Raw genomic sequence first — 25,125 nt, forward strand, 5'->3', positions numbered from 1 at the left:
CGGCCGTCAGTGCGGCATCGAAGCGAGGAACGACAGGCCCAGGTGCACCGCCGACGCGACCACCAGCCCCACGCCCACCAGCCCCGCCAACGTCAGGGCCATGGGGTGGCGGTCCGCGGCGCGCAGGCCCTGATGGAAGGTCCGCTTCAGGAGCGTGCGCTGGCAGTGCACGTGGATGCGGCCCTCCAGCGCGGCGTGCAGCTGCGACACCATCTCATCCACGGAGGCGAAGCGCTCCTGGGGGTCCTTGCTCATGCCCATCTTCACGAACCACATCAGCTCCGCGGGCACCGGGCCCTGCGCGCTGTTCACGTGCATGGAGGCCATGTCCAGCGTGCGCGTCTGCACCGCCTTCATGATGTCCGGCACGGACTGGAGGCCGTCCAGGTAGTGCGTCAGGGACAGCAGCTCGTGGAAGAGCACCGACAGGCTGTAGATGTCGCTGCGCGCGTCCATCGCGTCGTGCTCGCCGCGCGCCTGCTCCGGGGACATGTAGAGCGGCGTGCCCACCACGGAGCCCAGCTCCGTCTGGAGCGGCCGGGCCGGGACGATGGCCTCCGTCGGGGTGCCCGGGAGCACCGGGGCGGTCGGTGAACCCACGCGGCGCGCGAGCCCCCAGTCCAGCACCGTCACCTCTCCGAAGGGGCCCACCATGATGTTCGCGGGCTTGAGGTCGCGGTGGATGAAGCCCTTGCCGTGCGCGTACGACAGCGCGTGCAGCACGCCCAGGAAGATCTGCACCCGCACCTGGAACGGGTAGCGCACCAGCGCATCCAGCTCCGAGCGGCGCAGCCGGGCGATGATGGACTCCAGCGTCTCGCCCTTCAGGTGCTTCATCATGAAGAAGTAGCGGCCCTGGTCATCCACGCCCACGTCGTGCACCGGCACGATGTTCGGGTGGTCCAGCGTGCCCACGGTGCGAATCTCCTCCACGAAGCGCAGCACCCGGTCCAGCTCCGCGCCCGGGGGGAGCCGCTTGAGCGCCACCTCCCGCTCGATGTCGTGGTCGCGGATGAGCACCACCTCGCCCATGCCGCCCTGGCCCAGCGGGCGCACTTCCTCGAAGCGCTCGCGCTGCAGGGGCACCACGCTGGGCTGCTGGCCCGTCCACTCCACCCGTGGGAGCACGGTGTTGCGCCGCTGGGTCGCCGCGCCGGCGGGCACGAGCGTGGGCGCCAGCTGCGCCCCCGTGGAGGGAGTGATGAGCGTGTTTTCCAGGCCGGCCGCCAGCGATTGACTCATGGGAGGCCAGGAATAGCAGGCACTCCGCGCGCGCGCCCACCTACGCGCAGTCCATGACGCAACCGCGCGAAACCACAGGGCTGGCGGCCCGCCTGGCGTCAGCCGGCCGGGGTGAAGGGCACGTCCAGCACCGGCAATTTCGTAGCGCCGGGCAGGTCGTAGTGCCACCACTCCATCCGGTTGCGCTGGAAGCCGGCGCCCTCCATGGCCTTGCGCAGCACCTCCCGGTGTTCGCGCGAGGCGGGCGTGCCGCCCGTGTAGCCGTGGTGCGCCGCGGGGGTGAAGTCATCGAAGGGGGTGGGCATCTCCACCTCCGCCCCCGCCGCCGTCACCAGGGTCAGGTCCACCGCCCCGCCCCGGTTGTGGTTGGAGCCCTTGTGGGGGTCCGCCACGTAGCCGGGCTTGGGGAGGATCTTCCACATCTCGTACTGCACCGCGCGCGGCCGGTAGCAGTCATACACCTTCAGCCGGTAGCCCTGGGGGCGCAGCGCGTCCGCGGCCTGCGTCAGGCGCTTCACCGAGTCCGGCAACAACAGACACCGCGCGCCGTCCGGATACACCTGCCGCTTGAGGAAGTTGTCCTTCGTCGCGTAGCGCAGGTCCAGCACCAGGTCCGGGATGACGGTGGCCGCGTCCACCAGCTCCACCTTCGGGGCGGGGGCCTTCGCCTCGGGCTTCGGGGACGGCTTCGCGGCCTTCGCGTCCTCCGACAGGGCCGGGGCGCCTCCCAGGAGCGCCAGGGTCAGCGTGAGGCCCGCCGCCGCGCGCATCAGCGCACCCCGTCCGTGTACGGCGTGGGGTCCGGCACGCCCGCCTCCTGGAAGCCCTTCGCGCGGAGCACGCAGCTGTCGCAGCGGCCACACGCGCGGCCCTGGGCGTCCGGGTCGTAGCAGGAGTGCGTCATCCCGTAGTCCACGCCCAGCTTCACGCCGGCCTGGATGATCTGCGCCTTGGTGAGCCCGGAGAGCGGCGCGTGCACCTGGAAGCGCGCGCCCTCCACGCCGGCCTTGGTGGCCAGCTGGGCCATCGCCTCGAAGGAGCGGATGAACTCCGGACGGCAGTCGGGATAGCCGCTGTAGTCCACCGCGTTGACGCCGATGTAGAGGTCCGTGGCGTCCACCACCTCCGCCAGCCCCAGCGCCAGGGAGAGGAACAGCGCGTTGCGCGCGGGCACGTACGTCACCGGGACGTCGTGGGACATGGCGTCCTCCGAGCGGTCCTTGGGCACCGGGATGTCATCCGTGAGGGCCGAGCCGCCCACCTGCCTCAGGTCCACCGACACCACGCGCACGTCGCGCACGCCCATGGCCGCGGCCACCTTGCGCGCGCGGTCCAGCTCCACCGCGTGGCGCTGTCCGTAGGCGATGCACAGGCACACCGGCTCGAAGCCGTCCGCCTTCGCCATCGCCAGACACGTCGTTGAATCCAGACCTCCGGACAGGAGCACCACCGCACGCTTCGCCATTCCATCCTCCACTTCGGGGCGGCGCACGTTACACGACGGGAAGAAGCCCGGGGTGTTTCAGTCCACGCGGTCGCCGCTCACCGTGTACACGGTGGTGCACGTGGACGGCTTGCAATTGCAGCTCGCCCCCTTGCCCGGCAGGAACACGTCCGTGAGCGTGCCGCACGCGAGCGACACGTCGTAGCCGTTCTCCGTGGGCGCCGGGACGGAGCCGTCCGGGATGCCGCCATCCAGCGCCTTGCAGTCGCGCGCCACGTTGCGCGCCTGGCTGTCGCTCAAGAGCACGACGTTCAGCGCTTCCTCGATTTCGGAGTCCTCGCAGCCGGTGCCGCACGAGTCGCGGCGCGCGGTGGCGCGGTGGGTGGAGGACACGCTCTGGCCGTTGTAGCCCGCGTCGCGGGAGAAGCCCTGCACGGTGAGGAAGCCCGTGCCCGCGTCGGTGTCTCGCGAGAAGGTCCCCTCGAAGATGAAGGTGCCCGCGTCGTCGAGCTGCGCGAAGTCGCGCGAGCCCGCGTCGCACGTGGTGCGCGCCGCGTCCAGCTTCGCCTGGAAGCGGAAGGTCCCCAGCACCTGGTTGCCCGGGTACACGGGGTCGGAGAAACAACCCACCGCCACGGCCAGGGCCGCCGCGGGGAAGAGCGCCGCTGCCAGTCGCTTCCAGTGCATGACGCGCTCCAGGTTAGACGTCCAGCGACGCCAGGGCCAATTGGCGGAAGGCCTCGCTGCGGGCCAGCACCGCGCCCACATCCACCGCCCCCGGGTCCCCGCCGCGCGAGTCCGCGTCCAGCTGCGCCAGCACGCGCCCCGCCGCCAGCGACGCCGGCATCGCGCGCCAGGCCGCCACCGCCGCGGACTCCCATGCCAGCGCCGCGCCGGGGCGGGTGAGCTCCACGCCCTGGTCGCCCAGCGCCAGCGCCAGCGCGCACAGCCAGCCCAGCTCCACCGCGCCGAAGCAGCCCAGCGCGCCCGCGCCCAGCACCAGCGCGTCCCGCGACGTGAGGTACGCCTCCACGCCGCCCCGCGGATCCACGGCCAGGCGCACGTGCTCCGCGCCCAGCGACGTGAGCACCGGCTTCAGCGCGACGTACACCCGCGCCAGGCTCTGGTCCGTCACCGGCACCAGGCCCTCCGGCTCCGGGTGCTGGAAGTCCTGCGTGGGACGCTCCAGCCGGGACACCGGCGCGCGCGGCGCGGGGGCGTCGCTCCCCACCAGCGCGGCGCCGATGCCGTCCGTGCGCTCGGCCTCCGCGCGGCCCAGGGCGCGCAGCGCCTCCGCGTACAGCGTCCAGCCGTCCACGTCCGGCCACTTCTCGCGCAGGAGCGCGGGCCAGAAGCGGACCGCGAGCACGGCGCCGTCCGGGGTCGCGGAGAAGCGCTCGGTCACCCACCGCGTCAGCGCGGGCGTGAGCTGGGCACCGTCCGCGAGCCGTTCGGCCAGGCGCACCGCGGGGCCCACCAGCTGCGCGTCCAGGTAGCCGCGCAGGATGACTTCCAGCTCCGCGGGTTCGTTCGTGAGGCGCTCGCGCAGCCGCAGCGCTTCGCCCACCAGGCCCCGCGCCTCGGCGAAGCGCACGCGGCGGGCGAGCCGCTCGTCCGTGTCCGGGAGCTGCTCCAGCTGCGCGGCGGCGTCGGCCCAGCGCCGCTGGGCTTCGTAGGCGTCCGACAGCCGCTCGCGGTACGGCGTCCACGCGTCGGGGCCCGCGAGCTTCGCGAGGGTGTCCGCCAGCGCGAGGAACACCGTGGACTCGCGCGCCTCGTCCACCAGCGCGAGCAGGGCGCGCACGGCGGCGAGGCTGTCCGCGTCGTCGGAGAGGGCCTCCTCGAAGGCCTCGCGCGCCTCGGCGGGCTGCGCCAGGGGGCCCTGGAGGAGCTCCCCGCGCTCCAGGTGCAGCAGCGCGCGCGCCTTCGCGTCCGCCGTGTCCTGCGCGATGAGCGCCAGCGTGCGCTCCGCGGCCTCCAGGTGCTCCAGCTTGCGCTCCAGGGCATACCGCTCGCGCAGCAGCTCCGCGCGGCGCGCGGGCCAGCCGTCCGCCGCGAAGGCCAGCGACTCCAGGCGCGCGGGCTCTGGCAGCGCGCGCACCCGGACGAGCACCGCCTCGGCCACCGACTCGGGCTCCAGCCCCAGCTCCGGCAACAGCAGCATCAGGCGCGCGGCGAGGCCGGGCTCCGGGCTCAGCTCCTCCAGGGCGCGCAGGCGCGCGATGGCGGTGGCCGGGCGGGCGCGCAGCACCTCGTCGCGCAGGGACATGGCGAAGGCCGCGTCGCGATCCTGGGACAGGGCCGCCAGCTCCAGCAGGCCTTCCCATTCCGCGTCCTCGCGCAGGCCGTCCGCCAGCGCGGCCGCGTGCGCCGGATCCGCGTCCGGCATCGCGACCAGGGCCCAGAGGGCCACGCGCTCACGGGGGGCGTCCCCCGCCTGCGCGGCCATAGCCAGCGCGTCGGTGTACTCCCCCGCGGCCATGGCGGGCGCGAAGCCCACGTCCAGGGCGCGCGCGAAGGCGCCCAGGCGGCCGAAGCGCTCGGCCAGCTCCGCCGGGGAGAGCATGTCCGGCGCGTCGGTGGCGATGCGCTCGATGACCTCCAGCGCCTCGCCCATCTCGCCCGCCTTCTCCCAGAGGCCCGCGGCCTCCAGCAGCAGCGGCGGACGCTCCTCCGGGGCGGCGAGCCGCGCCGCCTGCAGCAGCGCGCGGGCCGCGCGAGGCGCGTCTCCCGAGGCGCGGTGCAGGTGCGCGACCAGCAGCGCGGCGCGCAGGTCCGGCTCGGTGGAGACGGCGGCCTTCGCGGCCTTGAGCGCATCCTCCAGCAGGCCGGCCTTCTCGAAGGCGCGCGCGGCGGCCACCAGCAGCGACACCCGCTGTTCGCCGGACGCGAGCTCTGCGCGGGCCACGCGCACCTCCGCGCGGCGCGCGTGCGCATCCCCCAGCAGCGGCTCCAGCGTCTCCAGCGCGTCGGCGTAACCCGCGCCGGAAGCGCCTCGCGCCACCACGGCCTCCAGCGCGTCGCGGGCGGCCTCCTCGCGGCCCGCGTCCTTCGCCAGCCCCGCGAACTCCAGCCGCAGCACGGCCGCGTCGTCCGCGTCCTCCGTGAGGGGGATCAGCCGCTCCAGCGCGGCGAGCAGCCCTTCCAGCTCCTTGCGCGCGCGCAGGCCGTCCACCAGCGCGCGCAGGGCCGCAGGGTTGCCTGGATCCGCCTCCGCCGCGCGCCGCGTGAGGGACCACGCCGTGTCCGCGTCCGACAGCGACTCGTGGGCCAGGGACGCGGCGGCGAGCAGCAGCTCGGCGGCGCGCGCACCGCCCGCGGCCTCCGCGCCCGCTTCGTAGATGTCCAGCAGGTCCCCATGGCGGCCCAGGGCGCGCAGGCCCTCCACCGCCCGGTCGATGACGCCCGCGTCCGCGGGACGCAGCCGCGCCAGGGGCACCAGCGCGTCGATGGATTCTCGCGGGTCCTCGAAGAGGTCGGCCGCGCGGCGCAGCAGCACCTCCTCCGTCGCCGTGTCCCGCGCGCGCCGTGCGAGCTGCAGCGAGGCCCGGTACAGGCCCGGGCCATTGCCCGTGCGCGCATGGACCTCCGCGAGCAGCGACAGCGCCTCACCGCCGCGCTCGCCCTCCGGCTCCAGCGACACCACCGCCTCGAAGGCGTCCGCCGCGTCGTGGAACGCCCCCGACGCGAGCGACGCGTGGCCCAGGCGCAGCCACGTGCGCACGCGCACCGGGACCGGCAGCGTGTCTCCGCCCAGCGCCAGCACCCGGCGGTCGTAGGGCTGCGCGGCCGCGGGGCCTCCGCCCTGGGCGGCGAGCTCGGCGCGGGCGCAGAGCGCCTCCACGTCCCCGTTCGCGCGGCCCAGGTAGTCGTCGAAGGCCTCCGCGGCCTTCAGGGCCTCGCCCGCGTCCAGCAGGCGCTGGGCCCGCTCCCGCAGCAAGGGCAGCGCCTCCGCGGGGGCCACGGCCTCCGCGCGCTGGCCCAGCAGGTCCGCCAGCCGGCGCACGTCTCCGGCCGCGCGCTCGCGCACGTGGAGGAAGGCCTCCGCGTTCGCGGGGTCCAGCTCGAACGCGCGGTCCTCGCACAGGATGGCGCGCTCGCGGGCACCGCCATCGCGGAAGGCGCTCGCGGCGGCGAGGTAGCTGACGGCGGCCTCGGCGGGCGTCTGGCGCTCGGCGCGGCGGAGCATCAGCTCGGCCAGGGACTGCCGCTCGCCGGTCTCCTCCAGGAAGGCGCGGTGGCGCGTGAAGACGGGCTCCCGGAAGGGATCCGCCTCCAGGAGGATGGCGTCGAACTCCGCGGCGTCCGCGGGGCGGCGCACCTGATGGAGCAGCTCCGCCGCCTGCGCGGTCAGGTCCAGGTCGTCCGGCTTCGCGGCGCGCGCGGCGATGAGCGCGGCGGCGGCGGCCTCCGGCTTGTTCGCGCGGTCGCGGTAGAGGACCGCGGCCCGGTAGAGCAGCGCCGCGTGACGGTCGACGTCCGTCTCCGCTTCCGCGCACTCCTCGTACCAGGCGGCCAGCTCCGCCAGCCGCCCGTCGCGCTCCAGCAGCTCCGCCAGCAGGCGCTCGGCGTCCGCGAGCCCGCGGTCCTGGCGCAGCGCCTGACGCAGGAAGCCCTCGGCCTTCGGCGCGTCCGCCAGCTCGCCCAGGTTCAGGCGCGCGAGCCGCAGCAGCACCGCCGCGCCCTCCCGCGTGCCCGTCATCCGGGGCAGCCCGCGCTCCCACCAGCGCGCCTCGGCGGCGGCGTCGTCGCGGCGCTCGGCCAGGGCCGCGCCCATGCGGGCGGTGTCCAGCTCCGCGGCGAACTCGAAGGCGCGCTCCAGCGAGGCCTCCGCCGCGTTCAGGTCCAGCTTCACGTCGCGCAGCAGCTCCGCGCGGCGGCGCTCGCACGCGGCGGCCTCCGCGAGCCGGTCCTCTTCGGCCAGGAGGTCGCGGGCGTTCGCCAGCGAGCGCAGCGCGTCGTCCGCGCGGCCCAGCACCTCCGCGAGCCGGGCCTCCTCGTCGTAGGCCGCGAGCGCCGCGTCCACGTCCCCCGCCTGGAGGCTGAGCGCGGCCACCGGCTGGAGCTCCGCCAGCAGCTCCGACGTGCGGCCTGTTTCACGGTACAGCGCGACGAGCCGGCGGCGCAGCGGCAGGGGCTCCTTCGCCATCCTCGCCGCGTGCGACAGCAGCGACGCCGCGATGGCCGCGTCCGCCAGCGCCTCGCGCGCCCGCTCCGCCAGCGACACCAGCCGCGTCACGGTGGCCTCGGACGGCGCCAGCGCGCGCGCGTGGGTGACGCGCACCTCGAAGGCGCCGCGCGGATCCTCGCGCTCCAGCAGCGCGGCGAGCCGGTCCACCGCGCGCTCGCACAGCGGACGCTCCGCGAGCAGGTGCCGGTACGCGGCCACCGCGCGCTTCACCTCGCCGGCCTGCTCCGCCAGGTCGCCCAGGCGCAGCGACGTGGCCTCCGCCTCCTCCGGGGCCGCGCGGAAGTCCGCCGCCTGGACCAGGGCCTCCTGCAGCGGCAGGGCTTCGCGCACCGCGCCGCGCAGGTAGAGCAGGTCCGCCAGCGTGGCCAGGTCCTCGCCCTTCGCGGGCACCCGCGCATGGGCGCGACGGGCCAGGGCCAGCGCGCGATCCAGCTCCTGGGCCTGCCGGGCGTACGCGACGCCTTCGCGCAGCAGCGCCGCGGCCTCGGAGGCGTCCGCGTCTTCCGCCGCGGCCTCCAGCAGCCCCGCGGCCTCCAGCAGCTCCCCGCGGCCGGCCACCAGCGACACCAGCCGGCGGCGCACCGCCGCGTCAGCCGGGGTCAGCCGCAGCGCCTGTCGCAGCGCGGCCTCCGCGGGCGCGCTCTGGCCCAGCCGGTCCAGGTAGAGCCCCGCGAGCTCCGAGTACAGCGACGCCGCGACGGCGGGCGCGGCATGGGGTGCTTCGGCGGCGAGCAGCTCCGCGAGCCGGGCCCAGTCCTCCAGGTCGCGCAGCACGCGCTGCAACGCGAGCGTGGCCTCCTCGTGGCGCGGCGCCAGCAGGAGCGCGGCCTCCAGGTCGTTCGCGGCGGCCTCGCGCTCGCCCCCGCCTTCCAGCAGCGCGGCGCGCAGGAGGAGCGCCTCCACGCGGCGGGGGATGGGGCCCTGGCGCGCGGCCTCCGCGAGCGCGGCGGCTTCGTCCGCGGGCTTGCCGTCGCGGCGGGCCAGCTCGGCGAGCGCGAAGAAGGCGTCGCACCGCGCGTCGGCGGGCGGCTCCAGCGCGATACCAGCGCGCAGCGCATCCCCGGCGGACTCGCGCTCGTCCTTCTCCAGGAGCACGGTGGCCAGGGCCAACAGCCGCTCGCGGGCGCGGGCGCCCAGGGTGGCATCCGCGGCCACCGCGCGTCGCCACGCATCCAGCTCCGCGGGGGCATCCGACGCCTCGCGCGCCAGCTCCGCCAGCATCAGCAGCAGCGGCGCGGGCCGGCGCGACAGCTTCGCGGCCTGGGCGCAGTCGTCCCGCGCGGGGCCCATGCGGCCGGCGCTCCGGTGCAGCGCGGCCCGGCGCGCGAGCAGCTCGGCGCGAGCCTCACCCGACGCGGCGGACACCAGCGTGCCCAGCAGCTCCAGCCGCTCGGCCTCCTCCTCGGTGGTGCCCGTGCCGGGCGGGGGCAGCAGCTCCAGCAGCGCCTGCGCCGCCCAGGCGTCCTGCGACTCCTCCGCCAACAGGCTGCGCAGCGAATCCGCCGCCGCGCTCGCGCGGCCCAGGGAGAGGCACAGCTCCGCCAGCTCGCGGCGGGCCTGACGGCGGGCGTCGCCCGACAGGCGCGGCCACAGCTCCACCAGCAGGTCCGCCAGGGCCTCGCGTGCGCCGGCCTTGCGGTGCAGCGCGGCCAGCTCCAGCCGCGCGTCCAGGTCCTCCGGCGTGCGCGCGCAGAACTCCGCGAGCAGGCGCCGGGCCGCGTCCGTGCGGTTCGCGCGCACGGCGGCGGTGGCGGCCTTGCGCGTGAGGGCCACGCGCTCCGCCTCGCGAGGCGCGTCCACGTCCGCGGGCGGCAGCGCCAGCACCGCCTCGAAGTCCTCCAGGGCGGCGCGGGCATCCAGGGTCAGCCGCAGCTCACCCCGGCGGATGCGCGCGGGCGCGAACGTCGCGTCGCGCTCCAGCGCGTCCGCGAGGAAGGCCTCCTCGCGGCTCGTGCCCGCGGCCAGCAGCGACGCGCGGAAGAGCAGCTTCGCGCCGGCGCGCGCCTCCGGCACCAGCGTGGCCCGCCGCGCGTACAGCCGCGCCGCCTCCAGCTTCTCGCCGCGCTCCAGCTCCAGCTCGGCCAGCGCCTCCAGCACCTCCGCGGCGAGCGGGCCCTCGGGGCTCGCCTCCAGCGCGGAGGCCAGCCGCATCAGGGCGGCGGACCGCTCCCCGCGCTCCAGCAGCGCGCGCGCGCTCTGGAGGAACAGCGGCGCGGCTTCCTCCGCCCGGTCCGCGCCCGCCAGGGCCTGCGCGCGCGTGGCCCACAGCTCCGCCAGCGCCTGCGTCTCGCCGGCCTCCGTGTAGAGGGCCTCCAGCCGCGTGGCCAGCGCGTCATCCAGCCGGCGCAGCGGGAAGGCCTGCGCATAGGCGGCGATGGCGCCCTCGCGGTCCCCCAAGAGCTCACATGCCCGTCCCAGCCGCGCGCGCACGTCCGCCAGCTTCTCCGGCGCCGCGGTGCGCGGCAGCATCGCCAGCAGCGACTCCAGCGCGCGCCGCGCGTGTTCGGGCCGCTCGCAGCGCAGGCTCAGGTCCGCGAGGTCCAACAGCACCGCCGCGTCGGGAGCGAGCCGCGCCGCCTTCTCCAGCGCCACCAGCGCGTCGCCCACCCGCCCCAGCCGGGCCTCCAGCACGCCCGCCAGCTCTCGCAGCGCCGCCGCCGCCAGCCGCTTGTCGCCCTGCGCCTCGGCCACGCGCGCGCGGTCCTCCAGCGCGGTCGCGAGCCCCGCCATATCCGAGCGCTTGCGCTGCAAGGCGCACAGCTCACCCAGCGCGGGCAGGTCGTCCGGCTCCGCGCGCAGCACCTCCTGCAGCGCGTGCACGGCCAGGTCCAGGTCGAAGGCGAGGTCGCGCGCGGCCACCGCGAGGCGGCGGTACTTCTGCGCGCGCTCCTTGGGCTCCGACGTCAGCCGCGCCAGCGACGCGAGGCACCGCGTGAGCTGCGCGCCGTCGCGGCGGGCCTCGGCCAGCGCGAGCAGCGACTCCAGCGCGGGGCGGTGGTCGCCATCCGCCTCCAGCGCCAGCGTGAGCAGCTTGTCGGCCTTGTCCGCCTGCTGGAGCTTGCCGCGGTACAGCTCGCCCGCCTCCGCCCACAGCGCCGCGCGGGCCTTCGGCTCCTCCTTGAGGGCCGCGGCCTTCTCCAGCGCCTCGGCCAGCTCCTGCGAGCGGCCGGTGACGCGGAAGTACGGAAGCAGCTCGTCCAGCGCCACCGCGTCGCGGGGATCCAACGCGAGCGCGGCCTCCAGGTGCTCGCGAGCGCGCGCCGGGTCGCCCAGCTTCGTGCGCGACAGCCGCGCCAGCGCGTGGTGGCTCTCGTGCGCGGCGTGGCGGACGCCCTCCGAGCGGGGCGCCGGCCCCGCCAGCTCCAGCGCCTGCTGGTAGCCGCTCAGGGCCTCCTGCAACCGGCCCAGCCCCTCCGCCACGCGCGCGGAGGCGAACAGCGGCTCGGGCTCGCCGGGCAGCAGCGACACCGCCTCGCGGTAGCGCAGCAGCGCATTCTCCGGCTGCTTCAGGCCCTCTTCCCACACCCGGCCCGCGAGCAGGTCCGCCTGTCCCACGCGGTCCAGCTCGTGGCGCGCCATGGACACTTCGCGCAGCCGGTCCAGCGCCTTCAGCGCGCGCAGATGCTCGCCGCCGCGGTGGCACAGCTCGCCCAGCAGCAGCAGCGCGTCCGGCTGGTCCGGCGACAGGCGCAGCGCGGCCTCGCAGTGCAGCCGGGCCCCCGCGATGTCGTCCTCCGTCTGCGCGCACAACCGCGCCAGGTGCACGTGCGCGTCCGCGGCCTCCAGCGGGTCGCGCGCCAGGGCCGCGAGCCGACGGTACGCCCGCACCGCGCCCGCCCGATCCCGCGCCTGATCCGACGCGCGCGCCAGGGCCTTCAGCGACGGCAGGTGGTCCGGCTTGAGGCCCAGCAGCTCGTGCAGCGCCTTCACCGCCACCTGCGGCGCGGTGTCGCGCGAGGAGCGCGCGGCGGCCTCGGCGGCGAAGAACGCGGCGGCCTCCTCCGACGTGCGGCGGGCCAGCGCGCACAGCGCCAGGTAGCGCTCCGCCGCGCGGGCCCCCTCGCCTCGCCGCTCGCGCACCACGGCCTCGCCCCACAGCGCCGCGGGGCTGCGGTCGCGACGGCGCGACAGCGTGGCCGCCACGTCCAGGGCCAGATCATGCGCCTGCGGATCCGCCACCAGCAGCGCCAGCAGCCGCTCCGCGGCGAAGGGGTGCGCGTCCTGCGCGTCCCCGGCCTGGAGGTAGGCCTGCCGCGCCTCGGCCAGCCGTCCCTGCGCGACCAGCCCTTCCGCGTCCGCGAAGGCCCGGGCACCCTCCAGCGCCAGCATCAGCTCCTCGTCCGGCGCGGCGGGCGGCGGCAGCCCCCCGGCGGCGAAGCGCAGGCGCAGGCCCGTGCTGGACACCTCCGCCGCGGACAGGCGCGCGGTGTCCAGCGTGGGCACCTTGTAGCCACGGCTCAGCGCGGCGCGCTCGCACAGCGCGGGCAGCACGCGCGTGGAGAAGCCGGTGGCGCCGCGCACCTCCACGTCCGGCAACAGGCCCAGCGCGCCCACCGCCTCCGACAGGAGCCCCGGCAGCTGCACCGACGGCGTGGCGGAGAAGCCATACAGGCGCACGTCGTAGACGTAGACGGCCAGCCGGTCCCCGTCCGCGTCGAAGGCGATCTTGAACGTGAACGGCGTGCGCTCCGGCGCGGGCAGCCGGCCCTGGCCCTCCAGGTAGCCGGGGCGGAAGTGCAGCCGCAGCTCCTCCACGCCCGCGAGCCGCCCGGCCAGCTCCGCCACCTTGCGCGTGACGAGGTCCGCGTCGACCGCCAGCTCCAGGAAGCCGAAGAGCAGCTTCTTGCGCTGGTAGCGCGTGGCCCCCGCGCTGACGTTGAACGGGAAGCTGACGTCCGGAATCTGGAGCGCGAAGTCGGAGATGCGCAGCCCGGGCTGGACCTCCAAGGCCGGAAAGCCCACGAACGCGCGCCGATCCAACAGGCGAAGCTCGGGGGCTGCGCCCGCGGCGGGCGCGACGGGCTTGGGGGACTCGCTATCGGTGGCCATCGTCGAAGGGTGGGGAGGCTACCATGACCCCTAAGCCCTGGAATTTTTGGGCAATCCCCCGCTTGGCAGGCAAGCGGCGGGGCGGGATGTACCCAGGGCATTCTGTCTTGGAGGAACGTCATGCGCCCCGAGCGGAAGCCGTGCAAGATGCCGCGTCGTGCTGGCCCCCGACGCACTGGTCCTCGACGGTCGTTTCCGGGTCCTCGGGCCCTTGGGCTCTGGGGGCATGGGCGAGGTGTACCTGGGTGAGCAGGTCTCCCTGGGCCGCAAGGTCGCCATCAAGGTCCTGCACCACGACCTGCACACGCAGGCCGGCATGGCCGAGCGCTTCAAGCGCGAAGCCCGCCTGCTGTCGGCCGTGGAGCACCCGGCGGTGGTGCGCATCGTGGACTTCGGCCAGTCCGGTGACGCCGCGTGTCTGGTGATGGAGTTCGTGGAGGGGCAGAGCCTCCACGACGCGCTCCAGCACGGCCCGCTGGTCGCGCCCCGGGCGCTGGCGCTGCTCCAGCAGCTGGCGGAAGGGCTGGCGGCCATCCACGACAAGGGGATCATCCACCGCGACCTGAAGCCGGAGAACGTCCTCATTTCACCATCCGTCCGGGGCGAGCAGGCGCGCCTGTTGGACTTCGGCATCGCGCGGCTGGTGGAGCCGGACGCGAACAGCGCCCTCAGCCAGGTGGGCGTGGTGCTGGGCACGCCGGAGTACCTGTCCCCGGAGCAGGCCCTGGGCGCGAAGGTGGACACGCGCAGCGACCTGTACTCCTTCGGAGTGCTGGCCTACCGCGTCCTCTCCGGGAGGCTGCCGTTCGACGGGCCGTCGCCGCGCCACTTCCTGTCCCAGCACGCCTCGTCCGCGCCGCTGCCGCTGGAGCGCGCGGCCCCGCAGCTGTCTCGCTACGTGGGGCTGTTGTCGCTGGTGATGCGGCTGCTGGACAAGGACCCGGCGAAGCGGCCCCAGTCGGCGAACGAGCTGGCGGACGCGCTGGGGCTGGCGCACGCGGCGCTGATGGCGTTCACGCCGAGCCAGGGCACGCCCATCGTCCACGCGGCGACGCCCTCCAGTGGGACGGCGGCCTTCGGGGTGAACACGGCGCCAGCGGTCTCCGGCTCGGGGACGTCCGCGTTCGGCGTGGCCCCGGCGCCAGCGGTCTCCGGCTCGGGGACGTCCGCGTTCGGCGTGACCCCGGCGCAGGGAGGAGCGCCCGCGGCGATGGCCCCTCCGGCGCAGCCCCGCACGGGCACGGCGGCGTTCGGCACGGCGGCCCGGGTGACGGGCCCGCTGGGGACGGTGACGGGTGGCGCGGCGGTGGCGAAGGCGCAGAACGTGACGGTGATGCTCACGGACATCCAGGGCTTCACCGAGCGCATGAGCCGGCAGACGCACGAGGAGAACGCGCGGATGCTGGACACGCACGACCGGCTGCTGATGCCGCTGGTGCGCGAGCACGACGGGCGCCTGGTGCAGAAGCGCGGCGACGCGTTGTTGGCCGTCTTCCGGGCCCCCTCCGCCTCCATCCGCTGCGGCATGGCGATGCAGCAGGCGCTGTGGCGCTACAACCAGACGGTGCCGCCCGAGCACCAGCTCCACGTCCGCGTGTGTCTGCACGCGGGCGAGGTGGTGGTGACGAACGACGCGGTGTTTGGCGAGCCGATGGAGGTCGTGAAGGCGGTGGAGCACGTGGCCGCCGCGGGCGAGGTGACGTTCACCGAAGCCGTGAACATGGTGCGCAACCGCGCCGAGGCCCCGGCCGAACCGTGCGGCGCCATTCCCCTGCCCGGCCGCGAGGAGCAGGTGCAGCTCTACCGGGTGACGCGCGCGGCGGAGGGTTCGCCGTTCGGGGCGCGGCTGGGGCAGTCGGAGCCCGGGGCGAAGGGCGCCTCACCGCTGGCCGGCCTGGTCGCGAAGGCACGCGAGGGGCTGGGGACGCTGCGACGGCGCCCGCGGCTGCTGGGTGGCATCGCGGCGGCGACGGCGCTGTTGGTAGCGGGGATCGCCTGGACGGTGCACGCGAATGATCCGCTGGTGCGGGCGCGGGCCCTGCTGAAGCAAGGCAAGGCCGCCGAAGCGCTCCAGCGGTTGAGCGAACCGGACGTGCCCAAGAGCGCCGTGACGACGCGGCTGCGCGCGACGGCGAAGCACGCGGTGGGTGCGCACAACGAGGAGCACGGCCTGCTCCTGAGCCTGGACAAGGCGGGCCGGGAGGCTCCGGAGATGGAGCTGCTCGACGGGCTGGCGGAGGACTTCGGGGAGAACGAGAAGGACCTCTCCGCGCGCAGGGCCCTGGAGGCCCTGCCCTCCGCCACGGTGCGCTCGCACCTTGAGTCCCTGACGCGGGGAGAGCCCTCGTCGAAGCAGTGGGGCGCGCTGCGCTACCTGGACTCGCCCAAGGACAACGCGGGCCTGGACCTCGTGGGCCTCTACGCGGCGGCGCTGGCCTCCGGTGACTGCGGCATCCGCACCAAGGCGGCCCAGCGGCTGATGGCCCTGGGCGACCCCGCCGCCCTGCCCGCCCTCACGCGCGCGGCGGAGGCCCCGCGCGAGAAGCAGCCCGGCGCCAAGGCCTGCAACGCCCAGGCGCTCACCCGCGCCATCGAAGAGCTGAAGAAGAAGTCCGCGCCCTGACGTGGCCCGAGGGACGCACCCGTGTGTCACCCGGGCCACGCCTTCGCGCGGGCCTCCTTCACAGGACGCGGCGGATCCCCGCGCACACGCCTTGCAGACGCGCCGGGGCTCTCAGTGCCCCCCTTTCCCCGAGCCCCATGACCTCACTTCGAACCTGCGCCCTCCTGCTCCTCCTCACGGCCAGCGCCACCTCCCACTCCGCCCCCACCGCCTCCCCTGAAGAGTTCGTGCTCGCGAAGGACGTTCGCGTGCGACGCATCGCGCCCGGCGTGTGGCTGCACGTCACGAAGGCCGACAAGAAGTGGGGCGGCACCGCCGCGAACGGGCTCCTCGTGGAGGACGGCGACGCCTCCATCCTCGTCGACACGGGCTGGACTCCCCGTCAGTCCAAGCTCCTGCTCGCCTGGGCCCGCGACACGCTCCACCACCCGGTGCGCGCCGCGCTGGTGACGCACTTCCACGTCGACCGGACCGGCGGCATCCCCACGCTGGACGCCCAGGGCATCCCGGTCCACTCGCGCGAGGACACCGCCCGCCGCGCCGCCTCGCAGGGCAACCCCGTCCCCCAACAGCGCCTGTCGGATGCGCAGGACTTCGGGCCGCTGTCGGTGTTCTTCCCCGGCGCGGGCCACACGGCCGACAACCTCGTCGTCCTCCACCCGGCCACGCGCACCCTCTTCGGCGGCTGCTTCATCCGGGACGCCACCGGGAAGGGCATGGGCAACCTGGAGGACGCGGACCTCGCCGCCTGGCCCGCGAGCCTCCAGCGCGAGCGCGCGCACTTCCCTGACGTGCGCATCGTCGTGCCCGGACACGAAAGCCCCGGCGGGCCGGAGCTGCTCGACCACACCGAGGCCCTGCTGCGCGCCGCCTCGCGCTGACCGCCTCAGTCGTCCCGGTGCGCGTGGCCCTTCTTCTTGCCACGCCCCGGGCCGCCCCAGTCATCGTCGTCGTCGTCCCAGTCGCGACCGCCCCGGCCCTTCACCTTCTCGTCCACCTTGAGCAGGTTGCGCGAGTACGCGTCGAAGTCCAGGTGCAGGTGCCCCTTCGCTCCCTGGGCGAAGGCTCGCAACTTCACCTTCCACACGTTGTTGCCGGTGAGGTGCGCCTCCTGCAACTCACACCGGTACCCACGCGAACGGCACTGGTCGAACCCGCGCCGCACCGCTTCGTCGTAGCTCATCGCGACGGGACGCGGCGGCGGTGGCCGGGGAGGCGGACGCGAAGGACGCGTCTCCGCCACGATGCATCCGGAAGACAACAGCAGGCTTCCCAAGAGCAGGGACAATCGCATGCGCGGGATGACGCCATACCCGCGCCCGGATTCAAACGGGCGCACGGTATGTCCCTGCGACTGCCGTGAGACTACAAAGCTCCAGGCGAAGCGAACGCGACGAACAGCTCGCCGGCGAGGTACGCGCGCAGGCCCTTGCTCGCGGGCCGGATGAAGTCGTTGAGCAGCGCCCCCGAGTTCTTGCGGTGCACCGTCGGGAACGCCAGGTTCATGCGGCTGCGCGCCACGCCCTTGCCGCCCCGGTGGATGAACGTCACGGTGCCGTCGGGCGCCACGCTCTCCACCACCGCGATGTGCGTCATCCCGTCGTTGCGCTTGCCGTCGCGGTTGCGGTCGTACGTCTCCTTGAAGAACGCCAGGTCGCCGGGACGCGGGTTCAGCCGGTGCACCGCGCCCGCCGCCTGCGCGCGCCGGAAGATGCCCGTCACCGCGTTCTCCCCCGCGAGGAAGCCGTGCGCCACCAGGTCGATGCCCGCCTGCAGGTACGCCAGCCGCACCAGCCCCGAACAGTCATTGGGCACCGAGCGGTCCAGACGCCGCGCGCCCACCAACTGCGCCGCGCGGGCCACGATGCCGCGCGCCAGCTTCGACGGCGGCGGCAACAGCTCATCCCAGAATCCTCCCGGCCCCTGCGCCGGCCCGGTGAAGAGCGCCGCGGCCTCCAGCGCCGCCGCGATGACGCCCGCCTCCTCCGGCGCCGCCGGGAGCTCCGCGTCCAGCAGCGCCGCCAGCCCCTCGCTGCCCTCGGGCGTCACGAACGCCAGCGGAGGCGGGGCTTCCGCCTTCACTCCCAGTGCGCCCTCCGCGCCCATCGCCGCGACCCTTGGTGCTTCAAGGGAGGAGGCAGGGGGCGCCACGGAGGCCGGAAGTTCCACCGCCATCCGGGGCGCGGCGTCCGGCACATGCGCGCAACCCACCAGGCAGCCCAGCGACATCAGGATGACGAGCGATGAACGACGCAGCAGCAACAAGTCCTCCAGGGGTGAACGCGGCCGCATTCAACCCCGGAATGCTTTTACGTCAAACAGGGATCATCCCTCCCAGGTCGCGAGCAGGTCGCGCACCCGGGCGTACTTCTGGAGCAGGGTGGCGCGGTGGGCGCTGAGCACCACCATGAAACCCACCACCAGCAGGCCCAGCAGCGACAGGAACGCGGCGCCCACGCGATGGTCGCGCATGCCGAAGCGCACCAGGTTGGCGGCCACCGCCGTCACCAGGAACGCGGAGCCCAGGTACACGTACGAGCGGATCCGCAGCGCGATGCCCGCGCCCACGCCCACGAGGCAGAGGAAGACGCACAGGAGCATCGCCTCGCCATCGTTGAAGAGCAGCGGCTTCCACGCGCCCGCCACGTAGATGGCCGTCACCGCCAGGGCGCGCAGCTGCGCGTAGGCGTCCTGCGACAGGCCCTTGCGGAAGACGCGCAGGAGCAGCAGCAGGGAGAGGCCCGCGGGGATGGCGTAGAACTGCGGCTCGCCGGTGCCGGTGCCCAGCCACACGAAGTACAGCGCCGTGTTGAAGGCCGCGACGGACATCAGCGACGCGGCGCCGCGATCCTTCGAGCATGCCGCGAGCGCGGCGAAGTGCGCCGCGTAGCCCACGAGCAGCGCCGTGGCCACGAAGGGCTGACCCCACGGCAGCGACAGCAGGCCCGCCAGCGGGAAGAGCCAGGCGCCGGCCACCACCGGACGGCGGAAGGCCGCTCGGCCCGCGCCCTCGCGCCGCACGAACAGGTGCAGGCCGGTGAACACCGCGCCGCCCATGAGGGACGCCAGGCTGTCCGCCGCGCTGGGGCTCGCGCCCAGCCCGAGCAGCCGCACGCAGAGATAGCCCGTCGCCACCACGGCCTGCGCCATCCACGCGGAGGCTTCGTCCTCTTCCCGCGCCGCGCGCCGCACCAGCGCGAAGAGCAGGAAGACGAGCCCGCCGCACGCCACCCAGGCCTCGCGCGCGGCGCCGCCCGGGACGTGCACCGCCAGCACCGCGAGCAGCGTCTCCACCAGCGCGATGCCGGCGAAGACACGCCCCATGCGCCCGCGCACCTGCTCCCCCGCCACCGTCAGCACCAGCGTGGCCAGCAGCGCGGTCGCCGCGCCGAAGTACGGGAGGATGAACTCGCCGCCCCGGCCGGTGGAGTGCACCGCGCCGAAGTGCAGGATGAGCGCGTGCACGGCGAAGAAGGACGCCATCCACCCCAGCCACTCGCGCTCGCGGCGGCGCAGCACCACGTCCCACGCGGTGGCCCACGCGAAGAGCACGCACAGCGGCAGGCCCGGGTGCTTCAGCTCCCGGAGGCCCGCCAGCGACAGCAGCGCCAGCACCGCGCCGCCGTGGTGCAGGGCCGCGCCCACCGTCACCCCTCGCGCGTCCAGCGCGTGGCCCACCAGCGCCAGCACCAGGCCCGTGCCCGCCATCACCGCGGGCGCCCAGAGCGGCGGCACCGCGGCGACCAGCACCGCGCCCAGGAGCACCGTGGCCCCGTTCATCATCAGGCGGTCGCGCGTCACCATCAGCACCAGGGACGCGGCGCCCGCGACCAGCGCCACCGGAAGGGGCAGCGCGCCCGGTCCCGCTTCGCCCAGCCGCAGGCCCACCAGCAGCCCCACGGTGACGGCGCCGCCGACCCACAGGGGCTCGCTCCACGTGCCCTCGATGCCGGGCGTCAGGCGCGCGGTGAGGTTCGTCAGCACGCGCTGCACACCGCCGGACTGGCACAGGGCGGACAGCAGCGCGGCCACCAGCCCCACGCCCGCGACCCACAGGCCCGCCTCGGGGCGCCACTGCCCCAGGGCGAAGTCCGCTGTCCGCCCCAGCGGCGCGAGCGCGAACGCGCCCACCGCCAGCGTGAGCAGCCAGCGCTGGGACAGCAGGAAGGCGGAGGCCAGCACCACCGCGCCAAGCGCCGCCAGCGCGCCAGGCGTCGGGGTGTGGAGGACCGCCATCGCGGCCACGGCCAGGGCCGAACCCGTGGCCGCGACCTTCAGCGCCGCGTCGCGGGGGGCTCGGAAGAAGGCCGCCACGGCCTGGGGAACATGATGCTCCGCCAGCGCCAGCACCAGCAGGACGCCGGTCGCCCAGGGACGCGCCTGCGGGATGAACATCAGGAGCGCGGACGCGGCGACGATGCGGACCGCCGGCTGGGGGCCCGTCATCGGGACCAGCGCGATGGCGCAGAAGAGGGCCACGCGCTGACTCGGCTCCACCTCCGGGACCAGCAGGGCCAGCATGCCCAGGACCGCGAGCGCGAGCTGCATGCCCTGCGAGAGCGCATGGCGCGGCCCCTCCTCACGCGAGCGCAGGAGCCACGAGGCCACGGACGGCACATGCTCCACGACGCGAACCACGAGCAGCGGGAAGAGCGGCAGCATCACGGTCCACGCGACGGGAGGACTCCAGGCCTGCAGGGTCAGCAGGCCGTACGGCACCATCAGCGCCGCGACGAAGGGGTAGCGCAGCGCCCGCGTCCACAGGAGCGGCAACAGCGCCGGCCCCACCAGCGCGAGCCACGTGGCACCCTGTGCTTGCGACAGCGCGTGGCCGTTCCAGGCCATCGCGGAGGCCGCCAGCACCCACATCGCGCCCACCGTGATGATCCGGGCGAAGGACACCCCGCCCGTGGCGAAGCGCCGCACCGCGGGCACGTCGTCCAGGAGGGCCACGAGGCTGAGGACCGTCGTGAGCCCCAGCAGCGGCAGCGGGCCCATCGGATTCAGCGCGAAGGTCGCCTCCAGGGTGGCGAGCGTCAAGCCCAGCATCGGCGGCAGCATGCGGAGGGTGAAGAGCGCCGCGAGCGCCGCGCCCAGTAGGAACACGGACTCCTGGCCCCGGTCCGCCATGGCCACCGGGATGAGCGGCAGGATGAGCCCGAGGCTGCCCGCGGTGGTGGTGCTCGCGCTGCGCCCCTTGCGCGCCGCGACCACCGAGCCCACGAGCGACCCCGCGATGAGCAGGCCCAGCGACACCCCTGGCGACAGGGTCCACGCCGAGAAGAGGCCCGGGATGTCCGGCAGGAGCGCGAGGCCCACGAGGACGACCGCGTACGGCCGCACGCCCGGCCGAGAGCGGGAGGCCACCGCCACCGTCGCGGCGGCGGTGAGCAGCACGGGGCCCAGGAACGCCTGCATGCCCAGGAGCCCCCAGGTCACGGCGAGCCCCGCGTACAGGAGGGCGGGCACGCCCACCCGCCTGAGCAGGCCGCCGCGCTCGCCCAGGAGCGCCAGCACCAGCGCGCCGCCCACCATCGCCGCGATCATCGCCTGCGTGGAGTGGACCGCGGCCAGCTTCGGCAGGATGGCGCCCGCGAGGAAGGCGCCGTACGCCACGTAGCGGTCGTCCCGCAGCCGGAACGCGGCGGCCAGCGCGCCCGCGCTGGCCAGCGTCAGGCCCACGACGAGCGCGGTGACGGGCTGGGCGGGGCTGAGCGCCATGGAGAACGCGCACGTCGCGATGACCCCGGCCACGACGGCCACGAAGCGCCGCGTGCGCTCATCCGTGAGGCCCCACGTGAGCGCCCCGAGCCCCAGGGCCAGCACACCGGCCACGACCGCCGCGGAGCCCGCGCCAAAGGCGATGACCGCCGAGAGCGGCAGCGCGGCGAAGAGCACCGAACCCACCGCGGACAGCGGGAAGCGCTTGAACAACAGGCCCGCCCCCAGCGACAGCACGGCCAGGGCGAGCGTGGCGAAGAAGGCCGGCCGCGCGTCGGTGCCCAGGTGGCCGTAGAGCGCGAACAGGGGCGCGGCGTAGGTGGTGGCGCGCAGCAGCACGTCCGCGAAGCCCAGGTCGCGCGCGTCGCCGGTGCGCTCGCCGCGCTTCTGGACGCGGAACGCGAGCACCAGGCCCGCCAGCACGAAGGGGATGGCCGTCAGCGCGCCGTACTGGAAGGGCAGCACCTCCGCGGGCGGGTAGCCCATGCGCGCCTTGATGGCGTTGAGGAGGACGGTGGCGGCGTGCGGGACCAACTGCACGCTGGACGCATAGGAGAGGTAGGCGCCCAGATACGCCGGATAGAGCCACGGCAGGCGGGACACGGGGCCGCGCGACAGCGACACCAGGGTGCCGGTGAAGATGGCGGCGGTGAGGAAGAGGGCGGGATTCGTGCCGGTGATGGCGCTCGCGAGGCAGGCCACCTGGAGCGCCACGGTGCCAACCGCGAGCGGATCCGCGGGACGCGAGGCTTCGAGCGTGCGGAAGCGCAGGCACGTGGCGAGCAGGAACGCGACGAAGGGCGCGTAGGTGCCCGGAGGAACGGGGGTGCCCGCGCTGGCCAGGGCCAGGTGCAACCGGATGGCGAACAGCGCGGTCAGGTACAGGGGCGCGGCGAGCGTGAAGGCGAGCGCATCGCCCTTGCGCGGGGTGGCGGAGGCCTTGCTCGACAGCAGGAAGAACAGGAGGCAAGGCAGCGCGTTGAGCCAGACGGCCGGAGCGCCCACGCGCGCGGCCAGGGGCGCGAGCCCCATGATGAGCGTGGCGCCCACGAGGCCCAGCTGGACGAACGAGCGGGAGGGCGCGTCGAAGGCTTCGGAGGGCTTGCGCGCGAGCCACGCGGCGGCGCCCGCCCAGACGAAGAGCAGCGGCACGAGCAGCGCGGGGTGCACTCCGTCGAGCTGGAGGGTCTCACCGAAGCCCATGGGCCCCAGCGCGACGCCGCCCAGCGGGGCCACGGCGGATCCGATGAGGCCCAGGATGTGGCCCGGCTTGCGCAGCGACTCACGGCGGGCGAGGAAGCCGCCCCACACGGAGAAGCCCACGGAGTAGCCCACGGTCATCAGGAAGACGGTGAGCGACCGGGTGACGGACGTCATCCCGGCCCAGGACTCGAAGACGAAGTAGAGCGTGCCGGAGAGGATGAGGAACGCGCCGATGAACCACGCGATGCTCTCGTAGAGGAAAGGCCGCCACACGCGGCTCCACGCGGAGGTCTCCTCGACGAGGCGCGCGGTGCGGCCACGAGGCGCGGGCGGATCCATGAACGGCTCGCCCGGGTTGGGGGGCAGCCGGTGGGCCGCCGCCGCGCGGTTCGCGTTCGCGGCTTGCGCGCGGGACTCGGCGGACGCGCCGTGGGGAATGCCAGTAGCAGAGGTGGCGACCCCCAGGGCCGCCGCGGCATCGAGCACGGAGAAGTGGACCACGGAGGGACCACTGGCGCCCGGCGTCTCGGAAGCTCCGGCGACCGCATCGGCGACCGCGGAATCGGTGAGGGCTTGCGCGGCGGTGTCCGGGTTCGCGTCGGAGACGGAAGCGGCGGCGGTGTCCGGGTTCGCGTCGGAGACGGAAGCGGCGGCGGTGTCAGGAGGGGACTCGCCGTCGACCGCGGTGTCGAGGACCGCGGGAGCGCTGGAGGCCTGAACAGCGACCTCGTGAGCGTTGACGACGAAGGCGCGAGCGGTGTCGGCGGCGTCGGTGCTCGCGGAAGCCGCGAAGACTTCAGGCGTGGCGGCCACGGACACGGGGCCGAGGGCAACGGCCCCCTCCCCCATCGGCGGGACCCCGGCCTCATCACGAGGCGCGACGGGCGCGGGACTCAGCGCCTCGATGGGGGTGTCCGTGAGGACGGAGAGGAGGATGCGGGCCTGCCGCTCGTAGCGTTCAGCGATCCGCCGGCTCACGAGGAGCGGTACGTCGTGACCGTCCCAGCGTCGCACCTCGTCCAGGAGGAAGTGGACATGCGCGAGCTCGGCCTCGATGTCGGACCGGGCTCGGGCGGAAAGACGGTTGCCACAGACAACGCACTGGCGCGCGCTTCCCAGGCGCTCTTGTCGGCAGGCAGGACAGTACATGGTGCTTCCCCCTCTACAACGACCGTGCCACGCACAATGCCCTGGAAGGGCACGACAAGCGAATCCACCGAGGTGCATCGGGCGCGTGGCGGCTGTGCAGACGGCTGCACAGGTGCACACCCGGCGCTGGCCGGTGGGGACAAGTCATGGGACCGTGCGGGTCATGAGCACGGAACTGGTGTTGAGGCCCATCGAGGCCCGGGACGACGCGGCGATGGCCGCGGTCATCCGCGCGGTGATGCCGGAGTTCGGAGCGGACGGTCCGGGCTTCGCCCTCCACGACCCGGAAGTGGACACGATGAGCGCGGCCTACAGCCGCCCCCGGCACGGGTATTTCGTCGTTGTTCATGAGGGGCAGGTGGTGGGCGGCGCGGGCATCGCGCCGCTGGACGGGGGCACTCCGGACGTCTGCGAACTGCGCAAGATGTACTTCCTGCCGGCGGCCCGAGGCCATGGCATGGGCGAGCGCCTGTTGAGACACTGTCTGGAGTTCGCGCGAAGCGCGGGCTTTCAACGGTGCTACCTCGAAACCCTGGGGGGCATGGAGCAGGCCCAGAAGCTCTACCGGAGGCTTGGCTTCGAACCGCTGAGCGCCCCCATGGGCCGCACCGGCCACTTCGGCTGTGACCGCTGGTACGCGATGAACCTCTCCCCGCCCGCCTGACCGCCCGCCCACCGGCCCTGCAAGAGCGCCAAGCCCGTCGCCACCTCCCGACCCAACTTCCCAGGTCAGGAGGCCCGCATGGCGGACAGCAAGCAGCCCCGACCCACGATCGCGCCCCGGCGCGCACCGCGCACCCAGAGCGCACGCACCGCGCACGCCGCCGCTTCGGACGCGGAGAAGCTCCCGTTCGACATCGAGGAGGTCCTGCGCCGCGTGCGCCACGAGGTGCGCTCCTTCGCGGACGCGGCCATGTTCGAGCTGGCCGCCAGAGGCCACGGCTCCCTCTTCGAACAGCTCATCGCGTGCATCCTCTCCATCCGCACGCTCGATGAGGTCAGCCTCCCCGCGTCACTCCGGCTCCTCGGCCGCGCGCGCACGCCGGAAGCCCTCGCGCGCCTCTCGCCAGAAGAGATCGACGCGCTCATCCGCCCCGTCACCTTCCACGAAGGCAAGGCCGCCCAGGTCCACGCCATCGCCGTGCGCACGCGCGATGACTTCCACAGCCAGCTCCCCGCCGACGCGGACGTGCTCCAGTCCTTCAAGGGCGTGGGCCCCAAGTGCGCGCACCTGGCGCTCGGCATCGCGTGTGGCCACGAAGTCATCAGCGTGGACATCCACGTCCACCGCGTCACCAACCGCTGGGGCTACGTGAAGGCCTCCACTCCGGAGCGCACGCTCGCCGCGCTCGAAGCCGTCCTCCCCCGCCCCTACTGGGTGGAGCTGAACCGGCTCCTCGTCCCCTTCGGCAAGCACGTGTGCACCGGCACCCGGCCCAGGTGCTCCACTTGCCCCGTGCTCCCCTACTGCCGACAGGAGGGCGTCACCTCCCACCGCTGAGC

12 protein-coding genes are annotated in these 25,125 nt (G+C 74.6%); 4 read left to right on the forward strand and 8 right to left on the reverse strand.

The genetic code is table 11. The features are described 5' to 3' along the window. Positions 1 to 6: 6 nt before the first annotated feature. From FOF48_RS15570 to FOF48_RS15590, 5 genes are all read right to left on the reverse strand, one after another. Positions 7 to 1,242, reverse strand: a complete 1,236-nt coding sequence (locus FOF48_RS15570) for a serine/threonine-protein kinase (protein WP_143902388.1) — start codon at positions 1,240 to 1,242, stop codon at positions 7 to 9. Positions 1,243 to 1,340: 98 nt separating this feature from the next. Continuing rightward, positions 1,341 to 2,012, reverse strand: coding sequence for a D-alanyl-D-alanine dipeptidase (ddpX, locus tag FOF48_RS15575; RefSeq protein ID WP_186001928.1), 672 nt, complete (start codon positions 2,010 to 2,012; stop codon positions 1,341 to 1,343). Further along, positions 2,012 to 2,707, reverse strand: coding sequence for a 7-cyano-7-deazaguanine synthase QueC (queC, locus tag FOF48_RS15580; protein ID WP_143902390.1), 696 nt, complete (start codon positions 2,705 to 2,707; stop codon positions 2,012 to 2,014). Before queC ends, ddpX begins: the two co-directional genes overlap by 1 nt. 57 nt (positions 2,708 to 2,764) lie before the next feature. Further along, positions 2,765 to 3,373: a hypothetical protein gene (locus FOF48_RS15585; RefSeq protein WP_143902392.1), complete on the reverse strand. Its 609-nt coding sequence runs from the start codon at positions 3,371 to 3,373 to the stop codon at positions 2,765 to 2,767. Positions 3,374 to 3,386: 13 nt separating this feature from the next. Then, positions 3,387 to 12,926 (reverse strand): flagellar hook-length control protein FliK, encoded by a 9,540-nt coding sequence (locus FOF48_RS15590; RefSeq protein ID WP_143902394.1) that lies wholly within the window; start codon positions 12,924 to 12,926, stop codon positions 3,387 to 3,389. A gap of 157 nt (positions 12,927 to 13,083) precedes the next feature. On the opposite strand from FOF48_RS15590, the gene FOF48_RS15595 reads away from it, so the two are divergent. Both FOF48_RS15595 and bla read left to right on the forward strand, forming a co-directional pair. After that, the gene (locus FOF48_RS15595; RefSeq protein ID WP_143902396.1) at positions 13,084 to 15,549 is read left to right on the forward strand and encodes a protein kinase; all 2,466 of its coding nucleotides are present in this window, start codon (positions 13,084 to 13,086) and stop codon (positions 15,547 to 15,549) included. A 137-nt stretch (positions 15,550 to 15,686) separates the two neighbouring features. Further along, positions 15,687 to 16,430, forward strand: coding sequence for a subclass B1 metallo-beta-lactamase (bla, locus tag FOF48_RS15600; RefSeq protein WP_143902398.1), 744 nt, complete (start codon positions 15,687 to 15,689; stop codon positions 16,428 to 16,430). Between the two features lie 5 nt (positions 16,431 to 16,435). On the opposite strand, the gene FOF48_RS15605 is transcribed toward bla, so the two are convergent. From FOF48_RS15605 to FOF48_RS15615, 3 genes are all read right to left on the reverse strand, one after another. After that, positions 16,436 to 16,843: a hypothetical protein gene (locus FOF48_RS15605; RefSeq protein ID WP_143902400.1), complete on the reverse strand. Its 408-nt coding sequence runs from the start codon at positions 16,841 to 16,843 to the stop codon at positions 16,436 to 16,438. A 71-nt stretch (positions 16,844 to 16,914) separates the two neighbouring features. Then, complete coding sequence (locus tag FOF48_RS15610; RefSeq protein WP_255442233.1) at positions 16,915 to 17,841, reverse strand: CHAP domain-containing protein; 927 nt, start codon at positions 17,839 to 17,841, stop codon at positions 16,915 to 16,917. Between the two features lie 33 nt (positions 17,842 to 17,874). Further along, on the reverse strand, positions 17,875 to 23,451 hold the full coding sequence (locus FOF48_RS15615) for a hypothetical protein (RefSeq protein WP_143902402.1): 5,577 nt from the start codon (positions 23,449 to 23,451) through the stop codon (positions 17,875 to 17,877). Positions 23,452 to 23,785: 334 nt separating this feature from the next. Here FOF48_RS15615 and FOF48_RS15620 point away from each other — a divergent pair, with 334 nt between their 5' ends. Next, positions 23,786 to 24,286: a GNAT family N-acetyltransferase gene (locus FOF48_RS15620; protein WP_143902404.1), complete on the forward strand. Its 501-nt coding sequence runs from the start codon at positions 23,786 to 23,788 to the stop codon at positions 24,284 to 24,286. 78 nt (positions 24,287 to 24,364) lie between these two features. Continuing rightward, positions 24,365 to 25,123 (forward strand): endonuclease III, encoded by a 759-nt coding sequence (nth, locus tag FOF48_RS15625; RefSeq protein WP_255442234.1) that lies wholly within the window; start codon positions 24,365 to 24,367, stop codon positions 25,121 to 25,123. Positions 25,124 to 25,125 lie beyond the last annotated feature (2 nt).

It is taken from the genome of Corallococcus sp. Z5C101001 (assembly GCF_007352635.1).
In the GTDB taxonomy this organism is placed as follows: domain Bacteria; phylum Myxococcota; class Myxococcia; order Myxococcales; family Myxococcaceae; genus Corallococcus; species Corallococcus silvisoli.